The organism is Cupriavidus basilensis (genome assembly GCF_008801925.2).
GTDB classification, from domain to species: Bacteria; Pseudomonadota; Gammaproteobacteria; order Burkholderiales; family Burkholderiaceae; genus Cupriavidus; species Cupriavidus basilensis.
In genome coordinates this window covers 904,137-928,156 of record NZ_CP062803.1, presented here as the reverse complement: position 1 = coordinate 928,156, position 24,020 = coordinate 904,137, and the positions used below count along the sequence as shown (strand labels likewise).

Genomic DNA, 24,020 nt, shown 5'->3' with positions numbered 1-24,020 from the left:
TCTTGCAAGCGCCTGCCCTCTCCCCCGGCCCCGCCCCCCTTTCCCGCAAGCGGGGACGGGAACCCGGAAAATCGAACCTTCATAAGGTAAACCGCCAACCAAGCGATTGTTTTATCGGCGTTTACGTGCGCGGCTGAGTGCAACCGTGTGTCAAGCACCGCTGACTTTCGGCGACTCGGAAAAGGCTGGTTTGCCTCTCGGTGTTCGTGCGATGCCGGGGGCCTCTCTCGTTGCTACACCACGCTCCCGCACTCCGACGCTTCTGTCGATTGCAAGAATTTGCAAGCGTCGAGGATGAATTCGGATTTGTCTGATTGATTCCCTATGCGGTTTTCGGCTCAATGTTGAACTGGCTACCAAACGGGGCGATGACTGGTTGTTGCATCCGATAGCAGGGAACGGACGACTAACGAAAGGCAATGTGTTCCACCCGGTACAGAACAAAGACTTCAGGAAATGGCAGGCAGAACACAAACAAGGCGGTGACCTGCTGCTGTTTTCCAACAGGAGGATTATCAAGTTGGATCGTCCGATTGTGATGGAGTTTGAGATATGAGAGTCACCAGAATAATGCGCTGGACTATCTATGTCGTGCTACTCGTTCTTCTTGTCTGCTACATACAAAATGCGAGATTGCGAGCGACCGCCAACCACTGCACCCGTCACGAGTCGGACAACAGCACCTATGTCGCGGAGCAATGCGTCATTGACTACTGGAAGGGACTTGTCACAGTGCGTCTACGGATTTTTCGAAACGGCGAGGACACCGTGCTCGCCGAGCGCACCTATACAGCAGACGAAAAGATTCTTGACTGGGACCTGAACGGCAAGGCTGTCTACTACGGCATCGAGGCATCAGATGGTGATTCGATTGCCTTGCCGCCGTCCCGCTTGGATCGCCTGCGCGCCGTGCTGCCGTGAAGGCCAACCACGCACATAGCATTTACCCAATCACCGGCGGTGGTAGCCCTCACACTAAGGTAAACACAGAGCCAACCAACGACAAGATCAACCAACTGGTGTAGCCGTGATTCCCGCCCGAAAGGGCGGGAATCACCCACGGCGATGCGAAGCGAGCCGTCAAGGTTCACCTAGGCCGTATGGGGCGCCTCGGGCTTCGGTGAAAAGAGCGGAAAAGAGGGACCCATGTCTGAGTATCGCCTTAAGGCGATGCGAGTTTGGGTCCCGGCCGCTCTTTTCGCCGAAGCCCGAGGGGGTAGTCGCCCCATCCGGCGCGCCTTCTTTGCCTACTTTCTTGGCAAGACAAGAAAGTAGGTCGCCGCCCCGCAGGGGCGGTGAAACTGCAGTTGCAGTTGCAGCTGCAGCTGCAGTTGCAGTCGCAGTCGCAGCCGCAACCGCAGCCGCAGTCGCAGCCGCAGTCGCAACAACCTAACTCACCTCAATCACCCCATTCATCGTCTCATGCCCGGACCCACAAAAAATATCGCACAAGAACCCAAAGCTGCCAGCCGCCTTAGGCAAAGCCGAAACCCGCACCACCTTGCCGGGCGGCAAATCCTCCCGAATGCCGAGATCCGGCACGCTAAACCCCATGATCACATCCTGCGCGGTCAGCTCGAACACCACCGGCTCCCCGACCCGCAGCGCAATCCGGTTCGGCGTAAAGACAAACTTGCGCGCATGCACCTTGATCACCCTTGGCGCGGCGGCCGCGCTGCGCAGCAGCGGCGTCCCACCCGCCAGCGCCAGCAAGCAGCACAGCGCTCGCCTGCGGCTGATTCCTTCCCGTCCGATGACTGACATGACCAACTCCTGATAGCGAGTTCAAAGCAACCCAAAGCAGCTCAAAGCGGCGTGGCACGATCCGCTCAACCATTGACAGGCTTCTCCTCGATCCCGAAATCCCCCGATGCCCTGCCCGCTTCCACTTCCCGCCAGCCCAATCCCCGATAGGGCTGCGCCGGATCCCACGGCACCGGCAAGCGCTGCGGCTGCGACCCCGCCGCCGGCAACGGGAACATCAGCGAGCGCGCCGCATGGTGCGCGATATGCCCGGTCATGTGGTGATGCTCCTGGTGGATGTGCCCATAGAACACTGTCACGTTGGGATGCGGCATCAGCCGCTCGATGACCTGCGCGCCGTCCCGGGTGGCCCAGTCCCACTGCGGATACAGATCGAACAGCGGACGGTGCGTGAACACCACGATGCGCGCCGACTGCGGCTGCTGCGCAAGATCCGCGGCGAGCCAGTCGAGCTGCGCCGCGCCCACCCGCCCGGCAGGATCGGACACGTTGTCCAGCACGATGAAGTGCACGCCCTTGTGGTCGAACACATAGTGCGTGGGCCCGAACAGTTCGCGGTAGGCCTCGCCCTGGTCCAGGCTGGCGTCGTGCTCGCCCGGCATCAGGTGCACGACCGGCACCTTGAGCGCGGCGATGATCGACTGGAACTCGCGCATGCGCCTGCGGCGCTCGGCGGGGTCATCGGTGGTGTGGGTAAGGTCGCCGGTGAACATCAGGAAATCCGGCGGCTCGGCTAGTGCGTTGACCGCCGCCACCGCCTTGGGCAAGGTCCCGCGCGCGTCGGGATTGGGGGGGCCCTGGAACCCCCAGTGCGCGTCCGAGAGTTGGACAAAATAGAACGCTTCGTCGCGTCCGGCGGCCCATCCGGGCAATGCCGACACAAACACCGCGCCGCCGGCGCACGCGGCAAGCCCGAGAAAATCGCGCCGCTTCCATGCTCGCTGCATATTGAGCTCCATCTGTTGATCGGATTGATCGGATTGATCGGATTGATCAGGTTGCTGGGGACCTGCCTGTCATACCGGCGCGCCGGCGTGTTTATTCCCGTTGCCGGCGAAGTTTTTTTTACGTGGTGGCAGTGAGATTCGGGAATAAACTCAATGCATCCCCGGTATACGCGGCAGAGACGGAATGAACGGGGACGGCGCGCGATGCGTCCAACCCGGGCACCGAGCCAAAGGAGTGACGTGAACGCTGCCGACCAGCGCCGCCGTTTCGACGATCTGGTGCTCCCGCACCTCGACGCCGCCTACAACCTGGCCCGCTGGCTATCGGGCAGCCCCGTGGAGGCCGATGACGTGGTGCAGGAAGCCTGCCTGCGGGCTTTCTGCTTTTTTGACAGCTTCCGGGGCGACCAGCCACGCGCGTGGCTGCTGGCGATCGTGCGCAACACGTGGTTCACCGCCTGGCGCAAGCGGCATCAGCCGGGCCAGGCCGAGAGCGCGGGCTACGACGACGCGCATTTCGATGGCGAGCCGCTGCCCGGCTGGCAGGATGGCCACGGCGACAGCCCTGAGCAATGGCTGTTGCGCGCCGAGGATGTCCGGCTGCTGCATGTGGCGCTGGAGCGCCTGCCGCTGGCCTTTCGGGAAGTCCTGGTGCTGCGTGAACTGGAGGATCTGCCCTATCGCGATATCGCCGTCATTGCGGATATCCCGCTGGGCACCGTGATGTCGCGGCTGGCACGCGCGCGCAAGCTGCTGGCGGCGGCGGTGCTCGCCTTGCGCGCGGAAGGCTCGCGCGGCGCCGGCAACCAGGGCGGCGCCGACCTTGGCGCCGCAGGCACCCTGTCCACCGCACCGGCAACGGGCAGGGCCGCCGCGGCAACCACCATCCGCGCCACGCCGGCGCAACCTGCCGGGGAGACAGGCCATGAACTGCAATGACGCCCGCCTGCTGCTGCAGGCCAGTGCTGACGGTGAGCTCGGCGCGGGCGACGCCTTGCGCCTTGAGCAGCACCTGGCGCAATGCACGGCCTGCACCGCGCAACTCGCCCACCTGCGCGAACTGCGTGCGGTGTTGCGCGCGCATGCGCCTTACCACCGCGCGGGGCCGGCCCTGCGCGCGCGGGTGACAGCGGCGCTGGACGCAGCCCAGGCCACGCCAGCGCCACAGGCGACTGGCTCCAGCGCTGCGGCGGCGCCCTCCGGCAACGGTGGCGCATGGTGGCAACGGATGCGGCGCTATTTCGAATGGGGTCCCGCCGCCAATGCCGCCATGGCCGCGCTGACGGTGGCGACGCTGGGCATCGGCATGGTCCAGTACGCGCTGAGCGATGGCTCCGGGCCGACGGTGGAAGGCGAGATGGTTAGCAGCCACGTGCGCGCGCTGATCTCGGGGCACACGATCGATGTCGCCTCGTCGGACCGCCACACCGTCAAACCCTGGTTCAATGGCCGGATCGACTATGCACCGTCGGTACGGGAACTCGCGCCGCAAGGGTTCCCGCTGGTCGGCGGACGGCTCGATTACGTGCATGGGCGGCCAGTGGCGGTGCTGGTCTACCGCCGCAACCAGCACCCCATCGATGTGTTCGTGCTGCCATTGCGCACGACGGACAAGCCGGACAGCAAGCCAGCCGCCAGCCCCGGCCGCAGCCAGGCACCGCCGCAGATCGAGGCGCGCCAAGGCTACCAGCTGGCGATCTGGGAGTCGGACGGCATGCGCTACGCGGCCATCACCGATGCCTCGGCCGACGACCTGCTGCGCTTCACGCAGGCCTGGCGCGCGGCCGGCGACAACCGCGCGCCCTGAGCCCGGCGCCCGGGCTCAGGCGAGCACGAACGGCAACTGCCGCTGGCGCTTGCCGGTGAGCGTGAACAGCGCATTGGCCACCGCTGGCGCAATGGCTGGCACGCCCGGCTCGCCCAGCCCGGTGGGCGGATCCTCGGAGGGCACGAAGAACACATCCACCACCGGCGCATCGGTGATGCGCGGCGGCGGATAGTCGGGGAAATTGCTGTTCTTCACCGCGCCGTTTTCGATCTCGATGGCAAAGCCCGGCCGCGTCATCGCCAGCCCGAACACGCATGCGCCCTGCACCTGCGCCTCGGCCGTCATGGGATTGACCACGCGGTTGGCATGCACCCCGGCCGTCACGCGATGCACATGGGGCTCGTTTTTCACCAGCGACACCTCCACCACATAGGCCACCACCGTGCCGAAGGACTCGTGCACCGCCACGCCCCAGGCCTGGCCCTTGGGCAGCTTGCGCTTGCCGTAGCCGGACTTGTCCACCGCCAGCTGCAGCGCCGCGCGATGGCGCGCGTGCTTGCCCGCGTCCAGCCGCGCAAGGCGGTACGCCACCGGATCCTGCCTGGCATTGACGGCCACTTCGTCGACCAGCGTTTCCTTGACGAAGGCGGTGTGCGTGTTGCCAACCGAGCGCCACCACAGCACCGGCACCGCCACCTGCGGGTGATGCACCGATAGTTGCAGCGGGAAGCCGTAGTCGTTCTCCACCAGGCCTTCGACCATGGTCGAGTCCACGCCGCCCTTGACCATGAATGCCTCGAACGGCGTGCCGGAGAGGATGGACTGCCCGACCGCGGTATGCTGCCAGCCGAGCACCTGCCCCTTCGCATCGGTGCCGATGCGCGCGCGGTGCACATGCAGCGGCCGGTAGTAGCCGCCGCGGATATCGTCCTCGCGGCTCCACATCACCTTGAGCGGTTCGTCATGCCCGCTCTTGACCCAGGCCAGCAGCACGTTGGCCGCTTCGACCAGGTAGTCGGAGGTGGGCACGGCACGCCGGCCGAACCCGCCGCCCGCCATCATGGTGTTGAGCGTGACCTTGGCCGGCGGCAGCCCGAGCACGCGCCCGATGGCGGCCTGGTCCACGGTCTGGAACTGCGAGCCCACCCATACTTTCACGCTCTGCACCGCCTTGCCCGACACCTCGGCCTGCAGGGTGCAGTTCAGCGGCTCCATCGGCGCATGCGCAAGATAGGGAAACTCGTAGTCCGCCGAGATGGTGCGCGCGGCGCCGGACATGGCGCCCATGTCAGCCTGCAGCGCCACCGTGCCGGGTTGCGCGGCCAGCGCCCTGTACTGCGCGAACAGGTCCTTGGTGGAGACGCTGGAGCCGCTGTCTTCCCACACGATCTCCAGCGCGTCGCGCGCCTGCTTGGCCGGCCAGTAGCCATTGGCCACCACCGCCACGCCGGTGCCGCCGCGATCCACCGGCACCAGCATCACGTCGGCCACGCCCTTGATCGCGCGCGCCTTGTCGGCGTTGAAGGATTTCACCTTGCCGCCAAAGCGCGGCGGGCGTGCCACCACGGCCACCACCATGTTCTTGAGATGCACGTCGATGCCGAAGGCGGTGGTGGCCTCCAGCTTGCCGCGCGCGTCCAGCCGGCGCGTGGGCTTGCCGATGAGCTTGAACTGCGCCGGGTTCTTGAGCGTGACCTGCTGCGGCACCGGCAGCGCCATGGCGGCCTGCGCCAGCTCGCCAAAGGTGGCGCGATGGCTGCCGGAGGTGACCACGCCCAGCGCCACCTGGCAGCTCGACGGGTCGACCTGCCACTGCGTGGCCGCGGCGGATACCAGCATGGCGCGGGCGCGCGCGCCCAGCTCGCGGTACTGCTGGAAGGAGTGATTGAGCGCGGTGGAGCCGCCGGTCATCTGCATGCCGAAGGCGGGGTCCTTGTACGCATCGCCGGCGGGCGCCAGCGTGGCGCGCACGTTGCGCCAGTCCACGTCGAGCTCTTCCGCCAGCGCCATGGGCAGCGCCGTATGCACGCCCTGGCCGAATTCGAGCCGGTTGACCGCCACCGTGACGGTGTTGTCCGGCGCGATCAGCACGAACGCCTGCGGCGGCGAAGGCGGGGCCTTGGGCGCCGCGCCTTCCTGCGCCAGCGCGGCCTGGGCTGGCAGGATGCCGAGCGCCAGCCCGCCGCCGGCAAAGCCGGTCAGCTTGAGAAAACTGCGGCGGTCCAGCGCGGCGACGCCGCCGGCGTCCGCTGGCCCGCGGTTGCCGCCGGCCAGCGCTTCGAGGTATCTGATTCGCATGATGTCGTCCCCTTAAGCCAGCGCGCGCGCCGCGTCCTTGATGGCCGCGCGGATGCGCTGGTAGGTGCCGCAGCGGCACAGGTTGCCGGCCATGGCCTGGTCGATGTCGGCGTCGCTCGGGTGCTTCTTGCTGCGCAACAGCCCGACGGCGCTCATCACCTGGCCGTTCTGGCAGTAGCCGCACTGCGCCACGTCGTGCTTGATCCAGGCGTCGAGCACAGCACGGCCAACCTTGTCGCCGGTGACGCCTTCGATGGTAGTGATGCGCGCGCCTTGCGCCGCCGAGACCGGCGTCACGCAACTGCGCGTGGCCTGGCCGTTTACATGCACGGTGCACGCACCGCATGCCGCCATGCCGCAGCCGAACTTGGTGCCGGTCATGCCAAGGCTGTCGCGTAACGCCCACAGCAGGGGCGTGGAAGGATCAACGTCTACCTGCAACGGCTTGCCGTTGATATCTAGCGTGGTCATGGGGGGAGCTCCTTGGGTCTGTTTGCCCTGGTCCGCCCCCGGCATGGCGCAGCGGTTCGATCCGCCGCGCCGCGCCGCCGGCGGCCGGTCAGCGGCGTGCGCCCCAGCCGCGGTGCGCACGCCATACAACCTTGTGAGGATAGTGCAAAATGGGCAGTCGCGTGCGGTGCCATCCACCGCGCCCGGGCGGCCTCAGGCCATGCCTTCCGGCGCGAGGTCATCGCCGTCGCCTCATCACCGACCGCCCAAGGGCCGCCATGGCTGGCGAGGCGGGCGCGCTTCGCGCTGGTCCGATATCCGCGCCAATACCCCTCATTGGCGGGGCAATGCCGGAAACGCCTGTATGACTGGAACGGCAGCGCGCCAGTCCGCCATGGCAGCAGACTGGCCGCCGGGGCCGGTTCCGGCTCGCGGCCGGCCACTCTCTTACCCCAAAACGGCGTCCGGCGCTAGTCCGAATAGCGGGAACACACCGGGGCTTATCGCCTCGTGCTTCCGACGCATCGCCGCTATATTGATCCATTAAGCTGGGCCGTGCGTGCAACCTGCCCGACGCCCGCCCATCGCCTCAATTTCGAGAACGCAGCTTCAGGCTGACGCCACATGACGCCAGATTTGGATGTCCGCCCCTTGCCCACCATCTACCCGCGCTGGCAGCGCGTGTCGCTAGCCGCCATCGCCTTCTTCCTGCTGGCCCTGGCCGGGCTGGCCGTGTCGCGCTACCCGGGAAACGTGGCCATGCTCTGGCTGGCCAATGCCTTCGGCCTCGGCATCTTGCTGCACCAGCGCAGCGGCGATGCGCTCTGGCAGCTGGCGGGGATGCTGGTGGCGGGCCTGGCGGCCAACGCGGCCATGGGCGATAGCCCCGTCATTGCGCTGGCGCTGGCGCTGGGCAACGTCGCCGAGATTGCCTTTTCGGCGTGGCTGGTGCGCGCCATGACCGGCGGCGCCACGCTATCGCGCCCGGGACCGCTGGCGCGCTTCGCCCTGACGCTGGGCGCGGCCAGCACGCTGGGACCAGCGGTGGGCGCGACCATCGGCGCTGCCACCATCAGCACCGCCTACCACAGTGGCTTTGGCGCGGTCTGGTGGACCTGGTGGACGGCGGACTCGATGGGCATCGTCATGTTGCTGCCGCTGATGGTATCGATCACCCGCGAGCGTTTCGCGGACACCTTCCGCCGCGCGCAGTTGCCCCGTTTTGCCGGACTGCTCCTGCTGAGCCTGGCGGTGGGCGGTGTGGCGCTGTACAAGAGCAACGAGCCGTTCGTGGTGATGGCGCTGCCGCTGGTGCTGGCGGCGCTGCTGACCAATCCCTTTGCCACTGCCCTGCTGACGTTGCTGGCCATCTGCGGCGCGGTGGCGCTGGGCCTGGTCACCGCATCGCTCGGCGTGGGCGCGAACGAGCCGTTCCTGCTGCAGTCGGTGCAGTTGTCGACCGCGCTGATCATGGTGTTCCCGATCTGCATCGCCTTCTTGCTGGAGCAGAACCGGCGCGACCGCAGCGAGCTGCGCGGCAGCGAGCGGCGCTTTCGCCAGGCCATGGAGCATTCGGCCATCGGCATGGCGCTGGTGGGACTGGACGGCCGCTGGCTGCAGGTCAACCGCGCCATCTGCGACCTGTTCGGCTATGATGCCGCCGAGCTGGCGGAGCTGCCTTTCCCGACCATCACCCACCCGGACGATCTCGCCCCGGACCTGCACCAGGTCGAGCGCCTGCTGGCCGGCGAGATCGAGTCGTACCGGATAGAAAAGCGCTTCCGCCACAAGGACGGCCACTATCGCTGGACCTTGCTGGCCGTCTCCCTGGTGCACGACGAGAAAACGGGCAAGCCGCTGCATTTCATCTCGCAGGTAGAAGACATCGACGAGCGCAAGGCCGCGCTGGAAAAGCTCGAAGCGCTGTCGCGCCGGACCCAGCTGGCGGTGGAAGCCGGCGGCGTAGGCATCTGGGAATGGGACATTGCCAGCGGCGCGATCGAGTGGGACGCGCGCATGCATGCGCTGCACGGCGTCGATCCCGCCCTGGGCGCGCCGGACATCAAGCGCTGGACAGCCATGGTGCACCCCGAGGATGTCGAGCAGGCAAGCACCGAGATGCGCGAGGCGGTGCGCGGCACGCGCACCTTCGATACCGAATACCGCATCCAGCGCCCCGACGGCGCGGTGCGCCACATCCGGGCCATGGCAATGGTGCTGCGCCAGGACGATGGCACCGCAGTGTCCATGATCGGCACCAACTGGGACATCACCGAACAGCGCCGCCTCACGGAGGCGCTGTTCGAGGAGAAGGAACGCCTGCATATCACGCTGCGCTCCATCGGCGATGCGGTGATCTGCACCGACGCCACCATGGGCGTCACCTTCATGAACCCGATCGCCGAGCAGCTCACCGGCTGGACCATGCAGGCGGCTGCCGGCCAGCCGCTCGAATCCATCTTCCGCATCGTCGACGAGCATACCAACGCGCCGATCCCCAGCCCGGTGGAACAGTGCCTGCTGAGCTTGCGCCCGGTCTACCTGCAGGACGGCGCGGTGCTGCAAAGCCTGACCGGCGACCGCCATGACGTGCAGGACTCCGCCGCGCCGGTGCGCACGGCGACCGGCGAGGTCATCGGCGCGGTGCTGGTGTTCCAGGACATCACCGGCGCCCGCGCGCTGCAGCGCGAGCTGGCCCATTCGGCCTCGCACGATGCGCTTACCGGCCTGCCCAACCGCATCTGGTTCGAGAAGCGGCTGCGCGAGGCCTGCGAGGCGGCGCGCATGCAGCAACAGCATCACGCGCTGTGCTTCATCGACCTGGACCGCTTCAAGATCGTCAACGACACGGCCGGGCATGCCGCGGGCGACGTACTGCTGCGCGAGCTTGGCCACGTGATCCGCTACCACGTGCGCCCGGACGACCTGCTCGCCCGCCTGGGCGGCGACGAGTTCGCGCTGCTGCTCATGGACTGCACGGTGGACCACGCCGAGCGTGTGTGCCAGAAGATCATCGATGCCATCCGCGGCCAGCGCTTCCCGTGGGAAGGGCGGGTCTACGATGTGGGCGCGAGCATCGGCATTACCGCCATCGACCACGAAACGCCGCCGATGGGCGAGCTGATGAGCCGCGCCGACGTAGCCTGCTACGCCGCCAAGGCGGCCGGGCGCAGCCGCGTCTCGGTGTACCGGCGCGACGAAAGCGATGCGCAGCGCCACCACCAGGAGCTGCAGGTCGCCGCCGGCATCCACTCGGCGCTGGATGCGAACCGCTTCCGCCTGTTCGCCCAGGAGATCCGCGCGCTGCAGAAGCACAACCAGGCCGAGCGCCATATCGAGATCCTGGTGCGCATGGTCGACGAGCAAGGCAAGCTGGTGATGCCGGGCGCGTTCATCCCCGCCGCCGAGCGCTATGACCTGATGGGCCACGTGGACCGCTGGGTGATCCACCATGTGCTGCATGAATTCGGCGAGCGCCTGACCGCGGTGCCCAGGCTCACGGTCGCCATCAACCTGTCGGCCAATTCGCTGGGCGAGCCGTTCCTGCTGCCGTTCCTGCACGCCGAGCTGCACGAGTCCGTGCTGCCCGCCAGCCGCATCCAGCTGGAGATCACCGAGACCGCGCTGATCAACAACATGGCGGCGGCCAATCGCCTGGTGACCGAAATGCGCAGCGCTGGCTGCACCGTGGCGCTCGACGATTTCGGGGCCGGCTTGTCGTCGTTCTCGTATCTCAAGCAGTTTCCGGTGGACTATCTCAAGATCGACGGGAGCTTTATCCGCCACCTGGCCGGCAACGCGGTGGACCGCGAGATCGTCAGCTCGATCAACGATATCGGCCATCGCCTGGGCATGCTGACGGTGGCCGAATCCGTGGAGGACGAGGAAACGCTGCAGGCCTTGCGCTCGCTCGGCGTGGACTATGCCCAGGGCTATGTGATCGGGCGGCCGATGCCGCTGGAATTGTTCCTGGAGAGTTGCCCGACCCAACCGGTGGACAACGCCTGAGTCACCTGGCGTGCGTGGCTGGCGGTAGCGTGTGCCGGCCGTGCCATGCCCCTTGCATCACTCGCTGGCGCCCACACGGGCGCCAGTTCCACTTTCCGCCCCACCGCCCGTTCGGAAAACCGAACGCCCCGCCGCCCCGCCCGCACGGAAATCCGAACCGTGCGCCGAGCGCACATTAATTTCCCCTTGTTTTTCAGTGGCTTAGGCGGCTTCGGCATGGCCGTTGGCCTGGCACGCCTCGTGCAATGTATGCGCCGGCCCCAAGCGGCCATACAGGTCGACGGCTGGCTCCCCCCGCGCCGGCCCGGACCCAAAACAATGGAGGAAACAATGATCGACCCCGCCTTGCCGACCTTGCCCACCACACCGGTGGGCGCCGGGCACACGCTGCCCGTTCGGCATGGATCAACGCATTGATCCGGAATGATTCCGGATTGAACAGGCATTGATCTTCCCGGCTGAGGCCGCATGGCGCTGTCCCCACGACGGCAACGCCATGCCAGAAGGCTGCCAGCCCCCCCTGCAAAACAGCCGTCCGGCCATTGGCCGGGCGCATCGGCCCGACTTCTGATGAAACTGAACCGACTGCCCACCCTGATTTTCATTGCGATGCTGCTTGGCGTGCTGGCCGGCACGGCCGCACACCACTACGCGCCGGACCCCGCCGCAGCCAAGTCCATCGCCGACCACCTGTCCATCCTGACCGATGTGTTCCTGCGCATGATCAAGATGATCATCGGGCCGCTGGTGTTCGCCACCCTGGTCAGCGGCATCGCCAGCATGGGCGACGGCAAGGCCGTTGGCCGTATCGGCATGAAGGCGATGGCATGGTTCATCGCCGCGTCCATCACCTCGCTGCTGCTGGGGCTGGTGATGGCCAACCTGCTGCGCCCGGGCGAAGGCATGAACCTGGCGCTGCCGGCGGCGGACGCAGCCTCCAACCTGAAGACCGGGGCGCTGAACCTGCGCGATTTCATAGCGCACATGTTCCCCAAGAGCTTCGTCGAAGCCATGGCCACCAATGAAATCCTGCAGATCGTGGTGTTCTCGCTGTTCTTCGGTTTTGCGCTGGGCACGCTCAAGGACGGCATCGGCAAACCCGTGCTGGCCGGCATCGAAGGCCTGTCGCACGTGATGCTGAAGATCACCAACTATGTGATGGCCTTCGCGCCGGTCGGCGTGTTCGGTGCGGTCGCCGCGGTGATCACCGCCGAAGGCCTGGGCGTGCTGGTCGTGTACGCCAAGCTGCTGGGCGCTGTCTACCTGTCGCTGGCGCTGCTGTGGGTGGCGCTGATCGCCGGTGGCTACTTCTTCCTCGGCCGCGATGTGTTCCGCCTGCTCAAGATGGTGCGCGCCCCGCTGATGATCGGCTTCGCCACCGCCAGCAGCGAGTCGGCTTACCCCAAGGTGATCGAGCAGCTCGGCCGCTTTGGCGTCAAGGAACGCATCACGGGCTTCGTGCTGCCGCTGGGCTACTCGTTCAACCTGGACGGCTCGATCATGTACACGTCCTTCGCCGCGCTGTTCGTGGCACAGGTGTACGGCATCCACCTGTCGCTCTCGCAGCAGGTGACCATGCTGCTGGTGCTGCTGGTCACCAGCAAGGGCATCGCCGGCGTGCCGCGTGCCTCGCTGGTGGTGGTGGCCGCGGTGCTGCCGATGTTTGGCCTGCCCGAGGCCGGCATCCTGCTGGTGCTGGGGATCGACCACGTGCTGGACATGGGCCGTACCGTGACCAATGTGCTTGGCAACGCCATTGCCACAACCGTCGTCGCCAAAAGCGAAGGCGCCATCGGCGCGCCGGTGCCCGAAGAAGCGGATGACCCCGCTGCCGACGGCAACCGCGGCCTGACACCCGTTCAGGTCCTGGCCGGCAAGTAACACTGCCAGCGCGCCAAGGCCCGGCCACCGATCAGGTGGCCGGGCCTTTTTTGTTTCCGGGGGCCGGAAAACCATGATGTGGTAAAAGACGGGGTCGCAGCAGGTGCCGCCATCGCGCAATGTGCACATTGGCGCTCCTACCCCTACTCTTACCCCTTTATACGATGCACTTTTGCTGGCGCCTGCAGTCTTAACCCGTCGGGCTCGCTGCCCGCGACCGAGTTCCTTCGCCTTCGCTTCCTGCGCATTCCGCCCGCTCCCATGACCGGCCCGCTCCCTTCACACGCTACCCCGCAAGGCGCCACGCACGATACCTCCGCGCGTGCCGCGCGCCTGCGTCCGTGGGTGCCCCTCATGGCCATGCTGGCACTGGCGACGCTGATCGGACTGGCTGGCGCCATAGGCTACCGGTATAGCTACGACAACGCGCTGGCGCGCCAGGGCGAGCGCGGCCAAGTGCAGCTGCGCCTGTACGGGCAGGCCCTGTCGAGCGAGCTGGCGCGCTATGACTACGTGCCCAGCCTGCTCTCGCTGGACGACAAGATCGCTGCCCTGCTGGCGCACCCGGACGATCCGGCACGCGTCGAGGCCGCCAACCAGTACCTGGCCGCGGTCAATGCCCGCGCCGGCACCCGCGTGGTGTTCGTGCTTGATGCCCGCGGCCATGTGCTCGCCACCAGCAACTGGCAGCGCCCCGACAGCTACCTGGGCGAAGACCTGAGCTTCCGCCCCTATTTCAGCGACGCCGCGGACGGCCAGCTGGGCCGCTTCTATGGCGTGGGCACCACCCGCAGCGAGCCTGGCTACTACCTCTCGGCGCCGCTGGGCGATCGCCACAAGCCAAGCGGCGTAGCGGTCGTCAAGGTGGGGCTGGAACCCCTGGAGAACCGCTGGCAGGGCGCCGATACCCAGATGCTGCTGACGGACGAGAACGGCGTGGTGATCCTCGCCTCCGACCCGTCCCTGAAACTGGGCGCGCTCAAGCCGCTGGCCCCCGAGCTGCGCGAGCGGCTGCAACGCAACCTGCAATACAACCGCGCCGCGCTCCCGCAGCTGGAACTCACGCCGGTGCGCAAGCTATCCGACAGCGACGCCCTGGTCCGCCTGCGCAGCGGCCCGCCCATGCTGGCGCAGAACGCCGAGCTGGTTGGCACCGACTGGCACCTGACGCTGCTCACCAATACCTCGCAGGCCCGCGTGGCTGCGCTCATCACCGCCGCGCTGGCCGGCGTGCTGACCGCCTTCCTGTTACTGCTGGCGGCGGCCTGGAACGTGCGCCGGCGCATCGCCAGCGAGCGCATGGCTGCGCGCGCCGCGCTGGAGGCCGCCAACGGCGAACTGGAGCGCAAGGTGGCGGAGCGCACCGCGGACCTGTCCGCCGCCAACCAGCACCTGCAGGCGGAAGTTGCCGAACGCATCCGTACCGAGGCGACCTTGCGCCAGGCCCAGGATGGCCTGCTGCAGGCCGGCAAGCTGGCCGCGGTAGGCCAGATGTCCACCGGCATCGCCCACGAGCTCAACCAGCCCCTTGCCGCCCTGCGCACGCTCTCGGGCAATACCCAGAAATTCCTCGAGCGCGGCGACAACGCCACCGCGCAGGCCAACCTCGGCACCATCATCGGCCTGGTCGAGCGCATGGGGCGCATCACCGGCGCGCTCAAGTCATTCGCGCGCAAGCCTGGCAATGGCGGCACCGCCGCCCGTCTGGCGGCGCTGGACGATGCGGTGGACAACGCCCTGTTCCTGCTCGATACGCGCCTGCAGGCGGTACGCCCGACGCTGGTCCGGGAGATCGAGCCGGACCTGATGGTGACGTGCGATCCCAACCGGCTGGAACAGGTGCTGGTCAACCTGATCGGCAACGCGCTCGACGCGCTGGCGGGCACCCCTGAGCCCCGGCTGGAGCTGCGCAGCCACCTGGCGGGCAGCAAGCTGCGCCTGACCATCCGCGACAACGGCCCCGGCCTGTCCGAGGAAGCCTTCGCGCGGCTGTTCGAGCCGTTCTTTACCACCAAGCCGGCAGGACAGGGACTGGGCCTGGGCCTGACGCTGTCGGCCGGCATCCTGGACGAGGTCGGCGGCAGCCTGGAGGCCAGCAATCACCCCGACGGCGGCGCGTGCTTCACGCTGGTGCTGCCGCTGGCCAGGCTTGACCCGGAGAGCCGCCATGGCAACTGACGCGAACCACGCCGATTCCCCCGACGCGATCGACCCCGCGCCGCTGACCGTGCTGATCGTCGAAGACGACCCCGACGTGCGCCTGGGCTGCGAGCAGGCACTGCGGCTCGAAGGCATTGCCACGCGTGCCGTGGCGAGCGCCGAAGCCGCCCTGCGCGAGGTCGGCAGCCATTTTCCCGGCGTGGTGGTGAGCGACATCCGCCTGCCCGGCATCGACGGCATGGCGCTGCTGCATGAGCTGCGCTCGCGCGACGATGCGCTGCCGGTGGTGATGGTCACGGGCCACGGCGACGTCAGCCTGGCCGTGCAGGCCATGAAGGCCGGCGCCTACCATTTCCTGGAAAAACCGTTCTCGCCCGAGCGCCTGGTCGAAGTCACGCAGCGCGCGCTGGAAAAGCGCCGGCTGGTGCTCGAAGTGGCCGAGCTGCGCAGGAAGCTGGCCGGGCGCGATACCTTGCAGGCGCGGCTGATCGGCCATTCGCCATCCATCGAACGGCTGCGCAAGCTGATCGCCGACCTGGCCGACACCGCCGCCAACGTGCTCATCCACGGCGAGACCGGCACCGGCAAGGAACTGGTCGCCCGCTGCCTGCACGAAGCAAGCTCGCGCCGCGCGCGGCACTTCGTGCCGATCAATTGCGGCGGCCTGCCCGAGCAGCTGTTTGAAAGCGAGATCTTCGGCCATGAGGCCGGCTCGTTTACCGGCGCGGCACGGCGGCGCATCGGCAAGATCGAGCACGCCGAGGGCGGCACGCTGTTCCTCGACGAGATCGAGAGCATGCCGATGCAGATGCAGATCAAGCTGCTGCGGGTGCTGCAGGAGCGCGTGGTGGAGCGGCTTGGCTCCAATACGCCGGTGCCGGTCAACACCCGCGTGGTCGCGGCCACCAAGGCAGACCTGAAGGCGCTCTCGGCGGCCGGCCAGTTCCGCACCGACCTCTACTACCGGCTCAACGTGGTGACGCTGGAGCTGCCGCCGCTGCGCGAGCGGCGCGAAGACGTGCCGCCGCTGTTCGAGCATTTTGTCGCGCAGGCGGCGCTGCGCTTCGAGCGCGAGGCGCAGCCCGCCACGCCGGCGGAGCTCGCTGCGCTGATGGCCTATCCGTGGCCAGGCAATGTGCGCGAGCTGCGCAACCTGGCCGAGCGCCATGTGCTGGGACTGGGGTGCAATCCCGGGCAAGGCACCGCCGAGCCGGCAGCGCTGCCGCTGGCGCAGGCCGTGGAGCAGTTCGAGCGGGCCATGATTGCCGACGCCATGCGCAGGCATGAGGGGAACCTCAGCCGCGCGAGCGAGGCGCTGGGCATTGCCAAGACCACCTTGTTCGACAAGGTCAGGAAATACCGGCTTTGAGATGACAGGCCTTGAGGTTTGCCGGGCGGCGGCGCTAGCTGCCACCGGCTGAACCGTAACGGCTTGCGCACAGCTAGCGTTGCGGCTTGCCTTGCAGCGTCGGCTGCCGCTGCCACCTCCCCACGCGTCCCCCTTCTCTCCCGCTCCCTCCCCCGCTTCCTTCCTGCTTCGTTTTTCCTTGTGTGAGGTGCCGCACCGAAGCGGCGCGCACGCCGCGCCACTATGGTTTCACCCCTTCCCGCGCGCTTTGCACCTTGCCGTGCCTGGCGCGGCCGGTGCGGGGCAAAGCCTGGCTTCGGCCGGGTTCGGCGACCGCGGTGCTGGCCCGCACCGTGGTCGCCTCCATGGCTGCCGGGCCTTGCCGCGTATTGAGAAGCCGCCAACCAGCAGGAGCGGACCGACGATGATCCTTCAAGGAAACGACCCGACTACCGGCGCTTCGTTTTCGCTGGGCAACCGGATTCAGCGCCAGCTCTGGCACTGGGCCTGGTTGTGCCTGTTCAGGCCAAGCCCGCGCCCGCTGCATGCATGGCGCGCGGCGCTGCTGAGGTTGTTCGGGGCGCAACTGGGCGTGCATGTGCATATCTATCCGGGCGTGAAGATCTGGGCGCCGTGGAACCTGCGCGTGGGCAGCCATGTCGGCGTGGCCGATGGCGTCACGCTGTACAACATGGCGCCGATCGACATCGGCGATTTCTGCGTGGTCTCGCAGGGCGCGCACCTGTGCACCGGCACGCACGACTACAACAGCACCAACTTCCAGCTGGTAGCCCATCCCATCGTGCTTGCGGCGCACGTGTGGATCTGCGCCGAAGCCTTTGTCTCGCCCGGCGTGACGCTGGCCGAGGGCGCGGTGATCGCGCCGCGCGCGGTGGTCAGCAAAAGCCTGCGCACGCCATGGACCGTCTACGCGGGCATCCCGGCCCGCGCCATCAGCACGAGAGTCAGACATGCCAAGTCTCCAGCCTAGCCAGCCCATGCAAGCGCCGGGCATCTCCGTGCTGATCCTGACCCGCAACGAGGAGCAGGACCTGCCGGGCTGCCTGCAAAGCGTGGCCTGGTCGGACGACATTCACGTGTACGACTCGATGAGCACCGACGCCACGGTGGCGATCGCGCAGCGCTTTGGCGCGCATGTCACGCAGCGTGTCTTCGACAACTGGGCGAGCCACCAGAACTGGGGCCTGCAGCACATCCGCTTCCGCCATCCCTGGGTGTTCTACATCGACGCCGACGAGCGCATGACGCCCGAACTCGTGGCGCAAGCCCGGGCCGCAGTGCGCGCGCCGCGCGACGAGGTCGCGTTCCGGGTGCAACGGCGCGACTTTTTCCTCGGCACCTGGTTGCGCCATGTACAGACATCTCCCTTCTACCTGCGCTTGTTCCGCCCGGAGCGGATGCGCTACGAGCGTCTGGTAAACCCGGTGTCGATTCCCGACGGCCCGGCCGGCGAACTGACGGGCTACCTCGATCACTACCCGTTCAGCAAAGGCGTGACCCACTGGATCACCCGCCACAACAATTACAGCGGGCTGGAAGCGATGCAGATCATCGAGAACCGGCGCGCCGAGGCAGCGTTCAGCCTGGCCGAAGCCCTGTTCGCGACGGATTTCCACCGGCGCCGCGCGCACCAGAAGGAACTGTTCTTCCGCCTGCCGTTGCGCCCCCTCGTCAAGTTCGCGATCCTGTACCTGGGCAAGCGCGGCTTTCTCGATGGACGGGCCGGGCTCACCTACGCCATGCTGCAGTCGATCTACGAATACTTCATCGTGCTCAAGACACGCGAACTGGAAAGGTCCATGGCGCTGCCCGCGCCAGATCCCGAGTCCGTGTGCCCGGAAAGCGCGCCGGCGCCCGTGCACCAATCCCTCCCGATGCCGGGTATGGCTGCAGACGGGGAAGGTGAATTCGGCAACCTGCCAGTCGCATCGGCCCGGCAAACGGTGGCAGTGGCTGGCGGGCGAAATCCCTGACGGCTGGCGAAATTGCTGCCCGCGCCCTCTTTATCATTCCTTCGCCGCGCGGCCGCGTGGCCATGTGCGCTATACGTTTCGACGCTCGGCGCGCGTGGCGGAAGCACTTCAGATGTATGCAATGTTTGCGATAAATTCCCGCTCGCCCGTGTCTGCCAAAACGCGGCAATATGCGTTTAAACCCAGAAGTGGGAGCGTTCAGTGCGATTTCGAAATATTTGGCATGCCGTCTGGTCGCTTATGTTCGATACCGCATATGATTCGAGGCTGGCATTCTTCCGTTGGGAGAATCAGGCACCAGTGACATAGATCATGCCGTTGCAAGACCATGGGAGCACCTTCGCTCCCGCCGCCCCAGATGCGAGGGCAGGTTACGCAAGAGGCCTAATGGTGCCAGCATGCAACCGTCTTCATGGCTAGCGTTGCCTTGCGTTGCCAAGCCCAAACCAGCGCGGAAGGCTCGCGCTGTCACTGCTGTTTCTCTCGCAGTGCGGTGTATTTAGTTAACGGGTGAACGGATGAAACTGGATTCAGAACTGGCTGAAAAGCCTTACTACAGTACGCGTACCGCCGCGAAGCTGCTCAATGTGTCATTGGGGACAGTGCAGAAAATGGTGGAACGTGGCGAACTCGGGGCGTGGAAGACCAACGGCGGCCACCGGCGCATACATAAGGAGACCGTGCATCGCCTGCTGGCCACGCGCGTGGGGCAGGAACTTCCGTCAGTGCATGAACTCGACCTGGTGGTGTTTCACCCGAACCACCAGGAAGCCCAACGCATCCACGCACAATTGGGCAAATGGGGCTTGCCCCTGAAAAGCGTGGTGGTGGAGGACGTGGTGGATACCATCATTACTTCGGTCAGCTCGCATCCGCGAGTGGTGCTGTACTACGTGGAAGAACTCACTGACGCCGAGTCGGCCACCATCGAGAAGCTGCAGAACTTCTTTGCGCGCCAGAACGTCATCTTCGCCGTGATCACCAACCGCCAGGCCTATGACGGCGTGGCCGATGCACTGCAGCAATGGGGCATCATGGTGTTCCTCAAAACGCCCTCGCTGGAAGAAGTCAAAGGCTTCCTGCGCGCGCAACTGATGATGACCCGGGGCGCAGCCGGCTGATCGGCCGGCACATCGCCAAGACCCGTGTCCAGGACGTTTCACCGGCAGCTATCTGCACGGCCGTCACCCGGCCGCCCGGCTTGCCTTGCCCGTTACCCGTGGGCGTGGCACTCGCTATAGACCGCACGCCACAACGCCGCAGTCTCGTGACCCGCACGACTGCGGCGTTGTCGCATGAGCCGCCGCTTCAGGCCAGCGCCGCCAGCGGCTCACGCACGGGCTGCGGCACGCCGGCGTCCATCATCCAGCCATAGAGATCGCGGGGATCCGGCGGCGTCGCCACCAGCTCCACGTGGCTGCCGCGATGCTGCGCGTGGGCCGCGGCATGAAGCCAGCGCAGCGCGGAGTAATCCTCCAGCGCAAATCCCACCGAGTCGAACACCGTCACCTGCCCCGTTTCGGTGCGCCCGGCCACCCGGCCGGACAAGATCTCCCACAACTCCGTCACCGGCGTATCCGGCGGCAATTGCTGGATCTCGCCTTCGATGCGGGTCTGCGGCGCGTACTCGACCACAATGCGCGCCTGGCGCAGGATCTGCGGATGCAGTTCGGTCTTGCCCGGGCAATCGCCGCCTACCGCATTGATATGCACGCCGGGCACGACCAGGTCAGGCGTGAGGATGGTGGCCCGCGTCTTGTCGGCGGTGACGGTGCTGATGATGTCGGCGCCCTGCACGGCTGCGCGCACCGAGTCCACAGCCACCACCTTCAGCCCCGGCACGCCGTGCAGGTTGCGCGCGAGCCGCGCCGTTGCGGCGGGATCGATATCGTAGGCGCGGATCTCCCGGATGCCCACCATGGCATGGAAAGCCAGCGCCTGGAACTCCGCCTGCGCGCCGTTGCCGATCAGCGCCAGCGTGGCGGCGCCGGGCCGCGCCATCACCTGCGCGGCGAGTGCCGACGTGGCGGCAGTGCGCAACGCGGTAGCCAGCGTGAGATCGCAAAGCAGCAGCGGAAAGCCGCTTGCCACTTCCGCCAGCACGCCAAACGCCATCACCGTCGGCATGGCGTTCTGCGCGTTGCGCGGATGGCCGTTGACGTACTTGAACGCATATTGCACGGCGTCGCTCACCGGCATCAGCTCGATCACCCCGTCGACGGAATGCGTCGCCAGCCGCGCGGATTTATCGAAGGCGTCCCAGCGCACGAAATCCTGGCGAATGTGATGCGCCATCTGCGCGATGGCGTTGGCGACGCCCGTGGCGCGCACCAGCGCCGCCACATCGGCAGCGTCCAGAAAGCGGGTCATGGCGATCTCCTTCATGGTGTTCTCCCTTGCTGGCTCGGTCTTGGCTTTTGCTCGCCCTTCGCGCTCATGCCGCCACCGCGGCGCCGTCGGCCGCGGCGCTCGCCAGGGCCGGCCCGCTGGTGCGGTCCAGGCGCAGCGTCATGCAGTAGGCGCCGCCGCCGGACAGCATGTACGGCGACAGGTCCACCTCGCGCAACTGGTAGCCGCGCTGGCCCAGTTCGGCGCGCAGGTGCGGCGTGGTGCGCGTCATCACCACCTGGTCATGCAGGTTGACCGCATTGACGCTGAAGTGGCGCAGGTCGTCCTCGCTCGCTTCGATGCGCAGGCTGGCCGGCACGCGCTCGCGCAAGATGCGCAGGGCGTCCTGCGTAAAGGCGGGCGGGTAGTAGAGAATCTCGCCGCCGGACAGCGGGCAGAAGCACACGTCAAGGTGATAGCTCTGCGCCGTGGCAAGCTCCAGCGCGACAACCTCGCGGCCGAAATGGCTGGCCATGGCATCGGCCGCGGCACGCGAGGAGCGCGGGCCAAAGCCGGCCCAGAAATGGCCGCGCACGGCATCCCAGATGCAGTCGCCAGCGCCTTCCTGGTAGCAGCCTTCAGGCAGCAGGCTGACGGAGTCGATCAGGCCGCGTTCGCGCAGGCCCTCGAAGATCCGCGCAAAGGGCGCTTCCTCGCCGGCCCGTTGGGGATAGCGAAAGCGCGCCAGCACGGCGTGGCCGTCCAGCACCACGGCGGCATTGGCGGGGAACACCATGTCGGGCAGGCCGGGCGCGCCGGGCGCGGTTTCCACCGTGAAGCCGGCCGCCTGCAGGGCCGCATGCAGGGATTCGAAGGATGCCACCGCATTGCGATGCATGCCGCGCGGGTCGCTGGCCCAGAGGCCGGGGTCCATCCACGGGTTGATGCTGTACGACACATCGTAATGGGTGGGCTCGACAAGCAAGATGGTGGGCTGGTGGATCACGCTGGCTCCTTTGGGTGATGGGTGGCGGGGGTCAGTCAATGCCCTGGCATGCCTGCATTCTGGTGCACTGCCCCGCTAACTAAAAGCCAGCAAGTTGCGCAATTTGCGTGTGTCGTATTGCAAAACGCCAGCTAGAATTGGCGAATCGCCAGTCACGATGATCGTGCAGGCAAAAGCACCCCTCGCCCCCCCAACAGGAGCCACCATGGACGACACCGACCGCCAGTTGCTGGCCCTGCTGCGCGACAACGCGCGCACGCCGGCCACCGCCCTGGCCAAGGCGCTGCGCGTCTCGCGCGCCACCGTGCAGAACCGCATCGACAAGCTGGAAAAGGAAGGCCTGATCGTGGGCTACACGGTGCGGCTGAAGCCCGAAGCCGAGGCGCACCGCATCCGTGCCTGGATGACCATCGCGGTGGAAGGCAACAAGGCGCGCGCGGTGCTGCAGGCACTACGTGGCGAGCCCAATGTGCAGGCCATGCACACCACCAACGGGCGCTGGGACATCATCGCCGAGCTGCGCGCGGATTCGCTGGAAGCCTTCGACCGCACGCTGGACCGCATCCGGCTGATCGACGGCATTGCCGCCACGGAGACCAGCATCCTGCTGTCCAGCTACAAGCTTTAGGCGACGCGAGCGCGCTTACGCCAGCGCTGCCAGCAGGAGCGGCCGGCGGTCGACGGCGTAGTCGCGTTTTTCGAAGTGCATGGCCAGGATCGGGAAAGCCGGCGGAGGACGGGTCGCGGATCGCGGGCTGATTGCGCTACGCGAAAAACGAAATGTATCACGTCGTGATATATTTGCGCGCTGGATTTCCGGAGCACGATGCCAAGGCGATCCAGGTGCGCTATTGCGCGCATTCGCCCGCGCAACCAAAGAAAAGAGACCCATGCCGCCATCCCAGGCCCCCTCCTTAGCCGACTTCCCGCCAGGCCGGGCACGTGCGTGGCTGCGCGCGTTTGCCCCCACCCCCATCGCCGCCGGCCGCCGCGAACGCCTCAAGAGCTGCCTGGGCGCGCTGGTCGGCCTGCTGCTCACCGAATGGATCAGCCGTCACCTGCTGGGTGGCTTCAACCCCTGGTTCATCGCCCCGATGGGTGCCTGCGCGGTGTTGTTGTTCGCCGTGCCGGCGAGCCCGCTGGCGCAGCCCTGGTCCATCATCGGCGGCAACCTGGTGGCGGCGCTGATCGGCGTGGCCTGCGCGCGCTGGATCCCCGAGCCTGGGCTGGCCGCCTCGGTGGCCGTGGCGCTGGCCATCGTCGCCATGTTCCAGTTGCGCTGCGTGCACCCGCCCAGCGGCGCGGTGGCGATTACCGCGGTGTTCGGCGGCCACGCCGTGACCCAGCTTGGCTTTGGCTTCGTGGTGATGCCGGTCGCGGTCAACTCGATGTTGCTGCTGCTGGTAGCGCTGGTGTTCAACAACCTGATGCGCCGGCGCTATCCGCACCGCCCCGTCGAACACGCCAACCCGCACCGCACCACCGATCCGCTGCCGAGCGAGCGGGTGGGATTCAACCGCAGCGATCTGGACGAAGTGCTCAAGGCGCGCGGCGAGTTCCTGGACATCGAGCAAGACGACCTGGAAGACATCCTGGTAGCCGCGCAGCTACGGGCGTATCGCCGGCACTTTGGCGATGTGCGGTGCGTGGACATCATGTCGCGGGACGTGGTGACGGTGCAGTCCGGGCAGAGTGGCCTGGAGGCACACGCCCTGTTGTCCAAGCATGGGATCCAGGCGCTGCCGGTGGTGGATGCGCAGCGGCGGCTGCTTGGCATGCTTGGCCTGGCGGATCTGCTTGCCGTGCGCAGCGGCGCCGGGGGGCAGGTCCGTGCGGGAACGGCCAAGGACCTGATGCACACGGGCATGGCTACGGCCCGGGCGGAGCAACCCATGGTGGAGCTGGCGCGGGCGTTTTCCAATGGCGGCCTGCATCAGGTGCCGGTGGTGGATGCCCAGCGGCGGCTGCTGGGCATCGTCACGCAATCGGACCTGATCGCCGCGCTGCTCGAACAAGGCCCGCCGGCAAAACCGGAACCGGATGCGCAACCGGCAGGCTGACCCGCACG

General features: G+C 67.0%; 19 protein-coding genes. 13 read left to right on the top strand and 6 right to left on the bottom strand.

The features are described from left to right. Positions 1–421 precede the first annotated feature (421 nt). Positions 422–556 (top strand): DUF6402 family protein, encoded by a 135-nt coding sequence (locus F7R26_RS41685; RefSeq protein WP_416351304.1) that lies wholly within the window; start codon positions 422–424, stop codon positions 554–556. Continuing rightward, positions 553–921: a hypothetical protein gene (locus F7R26_RS04165; protein ID WP_150988445.1), complete on the top strand. Its 369-nt coding sequence runs from the start codon at positions 553–555 to the stop codon at positions 919–921. Before F7R26_RS41685 ends, F7R26_RS04165 begins: the two co-directional genes overlap by 4 nt. 468 nt (positions 922–1,389) lie before the next feature. Here F7R26_RS04165 and F7R26_RS04160 read toward each other — a convergent pair whose 3' ends face one another. Beyond that, positions 1,390–1,764: a cupredoxin domain-containing protein gene (locus tag F7R26_RS04160; RefSeq protein WP_043344319.1), complete on the bottom strand. Its 375-nt coding sequence runs from the start codon at positions 1,762–1,764 to the stop codon at positions 1,390–1,392. Between the two features lie 65 nt (positions 1,765–1,829). After that, positions 1,830–2,711, bottom strand: a complete 882-nt coding sequence (locus F7R26_RS04155) for a metallophosphoesterase family protein (RefSeq protein WP_150988440.1) — start codon at positions 2,709–2,711, stop codon at positions 1,830–1,832. Positions 2,712–2,951: 240 nt separating this feature from the next. Between F7R26_RS04155 and F7R26_RS04150 the strand changes: the two genes are divergently transcribed. After that, a complete protein-coding gene (locus F7R26_RS04150; protein WP_150988437.1) occupies positions 2,952–3,650 on the top strand; it encodes an RNA polymerase sigma factor in 699 nt (232 codons plus the stop codon). Beyond that, positions 3,637–4,518: an anti-sigma factor family protein gene (locus tag F7R26_RS04145; protein WP_150988434.1), complete on the top strand. Its 882-nt coding sequence runs from the start codon at positions 3,637–3,639 to the stop codon at positions 4,516–4,518. Before F7R26_RS04150 ends, F7R26_RS04145 begins: the two co-directional genes overlap by 14 nt. Positions 4,519–4,533: 15 nt before the next feature. On the opposite strand, the gene F7R26_RS04140 is transcribed toward F7R26_RS04145, so the two are convergent. Together F7R26_RS04140 and F7R26_RS04135 are read right to left on the bottom strand one after the other, a co-directional pair. Then, positions 4,534–6,777, bottom strand: coding sequence for a xanthine dehydrogenase family protein molybdopterin-binding subunit (locus tag F7R26_RS04140; RefSeq protein ID WP_150988431.1), 2,244 nt, complete (start codon positions 6,775–6,777; stop codon positions 4,534–4,536). 12 nt (positions 6,778–6,789) lie between these two features. Further along, positions 6,790–7,248 (bottom strand): (2Fe-2S)-binding protein, encoded by a 459-nt coding sequence (locus F7R26_RS04135; RefSeq protein ID WP_150988428.1) that lies wholly within the window; start codon positions 7,246–7,248, stop codon positions 6,790–6,792. A gap of 603 nt (positions 7,249–7,851) precedes the next feature. On the opposite strand from F7R26_RS04135, the gene F7R26_RS04130 reads away from it, so the two are divergent. From F7R26_RS04130 to F7R26_RS04100, 7 genes are all read left to right on the top strand, one after another. Beyond that, on the top strand, positions 7,852–11,235 hold the full coding sequence (locus tag F7R26_RS04130) for a diguanylate cyclase (RefSeq protein WP_150988425.1): 3,384 nt from the start codon (positions 7,852–7,854) through the stop codon (positions 11,233–11,235). Positions 11,236–11,805: 570 nt separating this feature from the next. Next, complete coding sequence (locus F7R26_RS04125) at positions 11,806–13,116, top strand: dicarboxylate/amino acid:cation symporter (RefSeq protein WP_150988422.1); 1,311 nt, start codon at positions 11,806–11,808, stop codon at positions 13,114–13,116. A 354-nt stretch (positions 13,117–13,470) separates the two neighbouring features. Further along, a complete protein-coding gene (locus tag F7R26_RS04120; protein ID WP_150988566.1) occupies positions 13,471–15,294 on the top strand; it encodes a sensor histidine kinase in 1,824 nt (607 codons plus the stop codon). Next, positions 15,284–16,645, top strand: coding sequence for a sigma-54-dependent transcriptional regulator (locus tag F7R26_RS04115; RefSeq protein ID WP_150988419.1), 1,362 nt, complete (start codon positions 15,284–15,286; stop codon positions 16,643–16,645). Before F7R26_RS04120 ends, F7R26_RS04115 begins: the two co-directional genes overlap by 11 nt. 403 nt (positions 16,646–17,048) lie before the next feature. Next, positions 17,049–17,615, top strand: coding sequence for an LbetaH domain-containing protein (locus F7R26_RS04110; protein ID WP_150988416.1), 567 nt, complete (start codon positions 17,049–17,051; stop codon positions 17,613–17,615). Continuing rightward, positions 17,596–18,618 (top strand): glycosyltransferase family 2 protein, encoded by a 1,023-nt coding sequence (locus F7R26_RS04105; RefSeq protein ID WP_241754416.1) that lies wholly within the window; start codon positions 17,596–17,598, stop codon positions 18,616–18,618. The genes F7R26_RS04110 and F7R26_RS04105 overlap by 20 nt, the downstream gene beginning before the upstream one ends. A gap of 518 nt (positions 18,619–19,136) precedes the next feature. Then, entirely contained in the window at positions 19,137–19,739 is a 603-nt protein-coding gene (locus F7R26_RS04100; protein WP_006160260.1) for a helix-turn-helix domain-containing protein, read from the top strand. A 187-nt stretch (positions 19,740–19,926) separates the two neighbouring features. Here F7R26_RS04100 and F7R26_RS04095 read toward each other — a convergent pair whose 3' ends face one another. Next, positions 19,927–21,003, bottom strand: coding sequence for an ornithine cyclodeaminase (locus F7R26_RS04095; protein WP_150988413.1), 1,077 nt, complete (start codon positions 21,001–21,003; stop codon positions 19,927–19,929). 49 nt (positions 21,004–21,052) lie between these two features. Next, positions 21,053–21,952: a dimethylarginine dimethylaminohydrolase family protein gene (locus F7R26_RS04090; protein ID WP_150988410.1), complete on the bottom strand. Its 900-nt coding sequence runs from the start codon at positions 21,950–21,952 to the stop codon at positions 21,053–21,055. 205 nt (positions 21,953–22,157) lie between these two features. On the opposite strand from F7R26_RS04090, the gene F7R26_RS04085 reads away from it, so the two are divergent. Next, a complete protein-coding gene (locus F7R26_RS04085) occupies positions 22,158–22,580 on the top strand; it encodes an Lrp/AsnC family transcriptional regulator (RefSeq protein ID WP_006160263.1) in 423 nt (140 codons plus the stop codon). Positions 22,581–22,842: 262 nt separating this feature from the next. After that, entirely contained in the window at positions 22,843–24,012 is a 1,170-nt protein-coding gene (locus F7R26_RS04080) for an HPP family protein (protein WP_150988407.1), read from the top strand. The last annotated feature ends 8 nt before the right edge of the window (positions 24,013–24,020 follow it).

Bases quoted from the DNA above. Each gene is read 5' to 3' on its own strand.
- F7R26_RS04120 (WP_150988566.1), top strand. From the start codon at position 13,471: ATGGCCATGCTGGCACTGGCGACGCTGATCGGACTGGCTGGCGCCATA.
- F7R26_RS04140 (WP_150988431.1), bottom strand. From the start codon at position 6,777: ATGCGAATCAGATACCTCGAAGCGCTGGCCGGCGGCAACCGCGGGCCA.
- F7R26_RS04095 (WP_150988413.1), bottom strand. From the start codon at position 21,003: ATGAAGGAGATCGCCATGACCCGCTTTCTGGACGCTGCCGATGTGGCG.
- F7R26_RS04115 (WP_150988419.1), top strand. From the start codon at position 15,284: ATGGCAACTGACGCGAACCACGCCGATTCCCCCGACGCGATCGACCCC.
- F7R26_RS04155 (WP_150988440.1), bottom strand. From the start codon at position 2,711: ATGCAGCGAGCATGGAAGCGGCGCGATTTTCTCGGGCTTGCCGCGTGC.
- F7R26_RS04100 (WP_006160260.1), top strand. From the start codon at position 19,137: ATGAAACTGGATTCAGAACTGGCTGAAAAGCCTTACTACAGTACGCGT.
- F7R26_RS04105 (WP_241754416.1), top strand. From the start codon at position 17,596: ATGCCAAGTCTCCAGCCTAGCCAGCCCATGCAAGCGCCGGGCATCTCC.
- F7R26_RS04125 (WP_150988422.1), top strand. From the start codon at position 11,806: ATGAAACTGAACCGACTGCCCACCCTGATTTTCATTGCGATGCTGCTT.
- F7R26_RS04085 (WP_006160263.1), top strand. From the start codon at position 22,158: ATGGACGACACCGACCGCCAGTTGCTGGCCCTGCTGCGCGACAACGCG.
- F7R26_RS04130 (WP_150988425.1), top strand. From the start codon at position 7,852: ATGACGCCAGATTTGGATGTCCGCCCCTTGCCCACCATCTACCCGCGC.
- F7R26_RS04135 (WP_150988428.1), bottom strand. From the start codon at position 7,248: ATGACCACGCTAGATATCAACGGCAAGCCGTTGCAGGTAGACGTTGAT.
- F7R26_RS04165 (WP_150988445.1), top strand. From the start codon at position 553: ATGAGAGTCACCAGAATAATGCGCTGGACTATCTATGTCGTGCTACTC.
- F7R26_RS04110 (WP_150988416.1), top strand. From the start codon at position 17,049: ATGATCCTTCAAGGAAACGACCCGACTACCGGCGCTTCGTTTTCGCTG.
- F7R26_RS04080 (WP_150988407.1), top strand. From the start codon at position 22,843: ATGCCGCCATCCCAGGCCCCCTCCTTAGCCGACTTCCCGCCAGGCCGG.
- F7R26_RS04160 (WP_043344319.1), bottom strand. From the start codon at position 1,764: ATGTCAGTCATCGGACGGGAAGGAATCAGCCGCAGGCGAGCGCTGTGC.
- F7R26_RS04145 (WP_150988434.1), top strand. From the start codon at position 3,637: ATGAACTGCAATGACGCCCGCCTGCTGCTGCAGGCCAGTGCTGACGGT.